The sequence below is a fragment of the Magnetococcales bacterium genome (assembly GCA_015231925.1).
Classification (GTDB): domain Bacteria; phylum Pseudomonadota; class Magnetococcia; order Magnetococcales; family JADGAQ01; genus JADGAQ01.
This window is the reverse complement of record JADGAQ010000037.1, coordinates 20,804-27,536: the sequence shown is the minus strand read 5'-3', so window position 1 is coordinate 27,536 and position 6,733 is coordinate 20,804. Positions and strand designations below refer to the sequence as shown.

3 protein-coding genes are annotated in these 6,733 nt (G+C 59.5%); 2 read left to right on the top strand and 1 reads right to left on the bottom strand.

The window, feature by feature from the left end:
• Nucleotides 1-110: 110 nt before the first annotated feature.
• Complete coding sequence (gene metG / locus HQL56_06380) at nt 111-2,138, bottom strand: methionine--tRNA ligase (protein MBF0309135.1); 2,028 nt, start codon at nt 2,136-2,138, stop codon at nt 111-113.
• Nucleotides 2,139-2,801: 663 nt separating this feature from the next.
• On the opposite strand from metG, the gene HQL56_06375 reads away from it, so the two are divergent.
• Both HQL56_06375 and HQL56_06370 read left to right on the top strand, forming a co-directional pair.
• Complete coding sequence (locus HQL56_06375) at nt 2,802-4,439, top strand: GAF domain-containing protein (GenBank protein ID MBF0309134.1); 1,638 nt, start codon at nt 2,802-2,804, stop codon at nt 4,437-4,439.
• Between the two features lie 60 nt (nt 4,440-4,499).
• Nucleotides 4,500-6,707, top strand: coding sequence for an adenylate/guanylate cyclase domain-containing protein (locus tag HQL56_06370; protein ID MBF0309133.1), 2,208 nt, complete (start codon nt 4,500-4,502; stop codon nt 6,705-6,707).
• Nucleotides 6,708-6,733 lie beyond the last annotated feature (26 nt).

Below are 6,733 nucleotides of genomic sequence, written 5' to 3'. Positions count from 1 at the left end.
CGACCCCATGGGGTCCAGGGGGCACCCCTGGGACTTTTCCTTTCGCCGTTGACTTGGTCATATCGCGCTACGCGGGATCCTGAATAGTTACGAAAGGCGCACACCTATTATTACTTCAGTCGCATGCCCGGCACCGCCCCCGAATCGGGTTGCAGCAGATAGATCTCCTTGCCGCCGGGACCGGCAGCCAGAACCATGCCCTCGGAGGTGCCGAATCGCATGGTGCGGGGGGCCAGATTGGCCACCATCACCGTGAGACGCCCCGGCAACGTGGCCGGATCATAGGCCGCACGAATACCCGCCAGAACGGTCCGCTCTCCCAAGCCACCCAGATCCAGCCGCAGACGCAACAGCTTGTCCGCCCCTTCGACGCTTTCCGCCGTCAGGATGCGAGCCACCCGCAGATCCACCGCGCTGAAAGCCTCGATATCGATGGTGGCAGCCAGGGGGGCGACCTCCGGTTTGCTCGCCACGGCGACCGGCGGAGGAGGGGAGGGGGCCTGACCACGACCACTGGCCAGCAACGCCTCGATGCGGGCGGGATCAACCCGCACCATCAGATGGGAGAAGGTTCCCAAACGGTGATTTTGCAGCGGCTTTTGCAGATCCTCCCAGCGCAACGGCGGCAGATTCATGAAACGCTCCACCTTTTGCGCCAAAGCGGGCAACACCGGCTGCAAATAGGTCACCAGCACCCGGAAGAGGTTGATGGCCACGCTGCACACCTGCTGCAACCTCGGACCGGCACCAGGATCCTTGGCCAGAACCCAGGGAGCGTTTTGCTCCACATAGCGATTGGCCTCCTCCGCCAGACGCATCACCGCCTGCATGGCCCGAGCGTACTCCCGGGCCTGATAGAGCTGGCCGATCTCCTCACCCTTGGCCAGAAAGGCCTGATAGAGCCCACCATCCTCGGGATAAGGCTCCGCCAGCATCCCTTCGAAACCCTTGCCCAGAAAACCGGCGGTGCGCGCCGCCACATTGACCAGTTTGCCCACCAGGTCACTGTTGACACGGGAGAGGAAGTCCTCAAAATTCAAATCGATGTCATCCACCCGCGCCGTCAGCTTGGCGGCGTAATAGTAGCGCAGATATTCCGGATCGAGATGCTCCAGATAGGAGCGGGCATTGATGAAGGTGCCACGGGACTTGGACATCTTGGCCCCGTTGACCGTGAGAAAACCATGCACGAAAACCGCCGTCGGGGTGCGGAAGCCACCACCCTTGAGCATGGCCGGCCAGAAGAGGGTGTGAAAATAGAGAATATCCTTGCCGATGAAGTGGTAGACCTCCGTCTCCTCCTCACGGCGCCAGTAACGGTCGAAATCGAGGCCGTTTTTGTCGCAGTAGTTGCGGGAAGAGGCCATGTAGCCGATAGGGGCGTCCAACCAGACGTAGAAATATTTCCCCGGCGCGTCGGGAATCTCGAATCCGAAATAGGGCCCGTCGCGGGAGACATCCCAATCCTTGAGACCCTGCTCGAACCATTCGTCCAGCTTGTTGGCCATCTCCTCCTGCAGCGCCCCGGAGTGGGTCCACTCCTTGAGAAACGCTTCGAAATGGCCCAATTGGAAGAAGTAGTGTTCCGAACCTTTCTCGACGGGAGGGGTGCCGCAGATGGCGCAACGGGGATTCTTCAGCTCGGTGGGGGCATAGGTCGCCGAACAGCCCTCGCAGGAGTCACCGTATTGATCCTCCTTGCCGCAGGAGGGGCAAACACCCCGGATGTACCGGTCCGGCAGGAACATGCCATCTTTCGGGCAGAAAGCCTGCATGACCTCCGCCACCCGGATGTGACCCGATTCCCGGAGTTTCAAATAGATTTCTTCGGCAAAGCCGCGATTCTCGGGAGTATTGGTGGAGTAATAGTTGTCAAAGTCGATATGGAAGGCGGTGAAATCCCGCAGATGCTCTTCATGCATGCGGGCCACCAGAACATCGGGCGAGATGCCTTCCTGCTGGGCGCGGATCATCACCGGGGTGCCGTGGGTGTCGTCGGCGCACATGTAGAGACAGCTGCGGCCACGCAGCTTGTGGTACCGCACCCAGATGTCCGTTTGAATGTATTCCACCAGATGCCCCAGATGAATGGGACCGTTGGCATAAGGCAGGGCGCTGGTAACCAGAATGGGCCGCATGGGAGAATTTCCTTCGAACGGAAAGATTGGCAACGAGCCCATATTAGGCCGGTTCCGGGAAGCCGGGCAAGTCCTGGGATAGCCGGTCGGAAATGGCCGCTGCCGGCCCTATTTAACATAATATATCTTATGCGACAATCCGGTCAGACACATAACCGCCCGCGGACAGAATGTCGCATAAGATATATTATGTTAAATAGGGCATTTCAGGGGCCCAAAACCCGGTCCGGCAACTCGGATACCTAGCCCGAAAGGCCAATCCGAGAGGAAACGCAGGCCGACGTTTCGCAAAACGGTTGATTTTCTGCGGTTGTGGCTCCAAGATAGCCACTGCGAAGCTCCCGGATTGAACGAGATGAAACGGCCACCCGAATGAAAAAAAACAAGAAAGACAAGAAGTCGCGGGCACGCCACACCAAGCGCAGCAAACAGGCCCGACTCACTTTAAGGACGAAGCCGAAAAAAAACGGCAAGGCCGCGCCATCCAAGCGAAATTTATCGGAAGTGGATCTGGACCTCTGTCACCTGGGTGTGACGGTGGAACCGGTTCCGGACCCCCAGGAAACGCCCGACGCAGGTGAAACGGAAATGGAGCCCAAGGAACAACCCACTCAGGAAGAAACAGTCCCACGGGAGGACTCCTCCCCGGGCACTGAGGAGGCCATGAGCCACGAGGCTTTTCTGAGCCGCATCGAAAAGCTCAATGAGATCGGTATCGCCCTCTCCGCCGAAAAGGACACCAACCGCTTGTTGGAGATCATCCTGCTGGGCGCGAAAGATCTGACCAACGCCGATGCCGGCACGATGTACAGCGTTTCCGATGACAAGCGTCACCTCAAGTTCGAGATCATTCGCACCGACTCCCTGAAAATCGCCATGGGCGGCACCACGGGCATCCCCATCAACTTCCCCATGCTGCCGCTCTACAAGGAAGGACGCCCGAACCTCCAGATGGTGGCCGCCTATGCCGCACTGAAGGATCAAACCGTCAATATTCCCGACGCTTACGAAGCGGAAGGGTTCGATTTTTCCGGCACCCGCTCCTTCGATCAGCGCACGGGCTATCGCTCCAAATCCTTCCTGACCGTGCCCTTGAAAAATCACGACAGCGAGATCATCGGGGTCTTGCAGTTGATCAACTCCAAGGAGCTGACTTCCGGCCAGATCAAACCCTTTTCACGGGAAGACCAGCGGCTGGCCGAATCCCTGGCCTCCCAGGCGGCCATTGCCCTGACCAACAAAAAGCTGATCCAGGATCTGAAACTTCTCTTCGAAGCCTTCATTCAGTCCATCGCAGGCGCCATCGACGACAAGTCGCCCTACACCGGTGGTCACTGCCACCGGGTGCCGGTTCTGGCGGAGTTGCTGGCCAAAGCCTGTTCCGGCTCCGGCTTCGGCTGTCTGCAGGACTTCACCATGGACGATGAGGGTCTTTACGAACTCAAGATCGCGGCCTGGTTGCACGACTGCGGCAAGGTTACCACTCCCACGGAGGTCGTCGACAAAGCCACCAAGCTGCAAACCATCTTCGACCGGGTTCATCTGGTGGATACCCGTTTCGATGTGCTGAAATGGCAAAAGCAGTGTGACTTTTTGCGCAAAAAAGTCGCCGCCGTCACCTCCGGACAAACCGAAGGGCTGGCCGCGATGGAAGCCGAGCTGGAAGCCACTCTGAAAAGCCTCGACGACGATCGGGAGTTCATTCGCAAAGCCAATATCGGCGGCGAGTTCATGTCCCAGGAGCTGCAGGACCGGGTGCGCAGCATCGGCGCCTATCCCCTGATCGGGCCCGACGGCGTGGAGGTTCCCTTCCTGTCGGACAACGAGATCTACAACCTCAATATCGCTCGTGGCACCATCACCAAGGAAGAACGGGAGATCATCAACAACCATGTAGTGGCTACCATCAAAATGCTGGACGCCATCCCCTTCCCGCGCCATCTGCAACGGGTACCGGAGTTCGCCGGCGGTCATCACGAGACCATGAACGGCACCGGTTATCCCAAGGGGTTGACCCGGGAACAGATGTCCATCCAGGCCCGCATCATGGCCATCGCCGATGTCTTCGAAGCCCTGACCGCACGGGACCGTCCCTACAAGGACGGCAAGACCCTCTCCCAGGCCCTCAAGATCCTGGGCTTCATGAAAAAAGACAACCACATCGATCCCGACCTCTTCCAGGTCTTCATCGACAAACAGGTCTACATGGAATACGCCGAGGAGTACCTCTCCCCCGAGCAGATCGACGAGGTGGACGTTTCCAAGATTCCCGGCTATCAGCCCCCTGCCCCGCCGGCCTGACGGCTCCCCGGCCAGATGGCGGTTGGGCCAGCCGGGGGCGCCTTTAGATAAAGGTTGGTCATGAAATTATACTCGATCCGGCATAATCTGGTTCGCCACTTCCTGAGCCTCGTCATCCTGAGCGTCATGGTGGCCGCCGCCTTCCGCGTCATTGCCATTCCCCTCCTCCCGCAGATCGAGAACATCGCCTACGATTTCAGAGTCCGCCTGACCGCCTCCCAGGCGGTGGATCCACGGGTGGTCATCGTGGACATCGACGAAAAGAGTCTGCGGGAGGTGGGACGCTGGCCCTGGAACCGCGATATCATGGCCCGCATGGTGGACAATTTATTCCAGCATTACCAGATCAGCGTGCTGGGCTTCGATGTGGTCTTCGCCGAAGCGGAAAACAACTCCGCCCTGACCACCCTCAATCAACTGGCCACGGGGGAACTGGCCGACGACGCCCGCTTTGTCGAAACCGTAAAAAATCTCACCCCCCAACTGCAAAACGATGTCCGCTTTGCCAAAAGCCTGGAAGATCGACCGGTCAGTCTGGGATACTTCTTCTACAAGACCCTGCCCTCCACCCTCTCCCGCTTTCTGGGCGCCATCCCCGCTCCCATTTTGACCCTGGAAGAGCTGGGCTTTCCCGAAATTCCCTTCGTAACGGCACAGGGTTACGGCGGCAACCTCGCCGAATTGCAGGCCGCCACCCTGAGTGGCGGCTTCTTTGACAATCCCCTGGTGGACGAGGACGGCGTCTTTCGGCGCGTGCCCCTGCTGACCCTCTACAAAGGTGGCCTCTACCCTTCCCTGCCCCTCTCCATGGTGCGCAGCCTGCTGGGTGAGCCTCCGCTGACCTTCGGGCCGGGCGCCACCTGGCTGGAAGTCGGCAAACACCGTATTCCCGTGGCCCTCGACATGTCGATTCTGGTGCCTTTCCGTGGCCGTCAGGGCAGTTTCCCCTACGTTTCGGCCAGCGATATTCTGGATAAACGGGTCGATGCCGCGACCTTGCGGGGCGCCATGGTCCTGGTGGGAACCAGCGCCGCCGGTCTCAACGACCTGCGTTCCACCCCGGTGCAGAACGTCTATCCCGGGGTCGAAATCCACGCCAACATCATCAGCGGCATTCTCGACGGGCGCATCAAGGAGTTCAGCCCCATCGGCTGGATGATCGATCTGGCCATTCTGAGCCTCTCCTGGCTGATTCTGGCCCTCTTTCTGCCCCGGTTGAGCCTCTTCTATGCCATGCTGCTGTCCACCATCCTCTACCTGCTGATGCTGGCCGGCAATCTCTTCGCCTGGGACCAGGGCCTTGTTCTGCCCCTGGCCAACAACCTTTTCATGGTCTCCATCATGTTCACCCTGCATACGGCCTACGGCTTTTTTGTCGAAGCCCAGGGCAAAAAGCAGATTTCCCGCATGTTCGGTCAATACGTGCCGGGGGAACTGGTGGAAGAGATGAGCGCCTCCGGTCAGGAGATCTCCATCGGGGGAGAAAGCCGGGAGATGACCGTCCTCTTCTCCGACGTGCGAGGCTTCACCACCATCTCCGAGGGGCTGAAACCGGATGAACTGACCCGCTTGATGAACGCCTTCCTGACCCCCATGACCCGGGTGATCCATCAACATCGCGGCACCATCGACAAATACATGGGCGACGCCATCATGGCCTTCTGGGGCGCCCCCATCGCCGACCCCGACCACGCCCGTCACGGGGTTTTGGCCGCCCTGGAGATGATCCGGGTGATGAATGCCCTGAAATCGGACTTTCAAAGCCGGGGCTGGCCGCCCCTCAAGATCGGCGTCGGGCTCAACACCGGACTGATGAACGTCGGCAACATGGGCTCGGAATTCCGCATGGCCTACACGGTCCTTGGGGACGCCGTCAACCTGGGTTCCCGTTTGGAAAGCCTGAGCAAGCAGTATGGCGCGTCGATCATCGTGGGCGAGGAGACCTTCCGGCGGGTTTCCGGCATGATCTACCGCCGCCTGGACCGGGTGCGGGTCAAGGGCAAGGATGAGCCGGTGGCCATCTACGAGCCCGTCGGTCTGCCCCAGGAGGTCTCCCCTGAGCTGCTTGCCGAGTTGGACAGCTATCACGCCGCGTTGGATCTCTATCTGGAACAACGTTGGGACGAGGCGGAATCGGCGCTGCGCGAGCTGCAACGACTCCACCCGGAAAAGTTGATCTACGAAGTCTATCTGAGCCGCATCACCCACTTCCGGGAAGAGTCTCCGGGAGAGGCATGGGATGGGGTCTATACCCATACCAGCAAATAGGTGGTATTCCGGAAAAATCGGTCAGG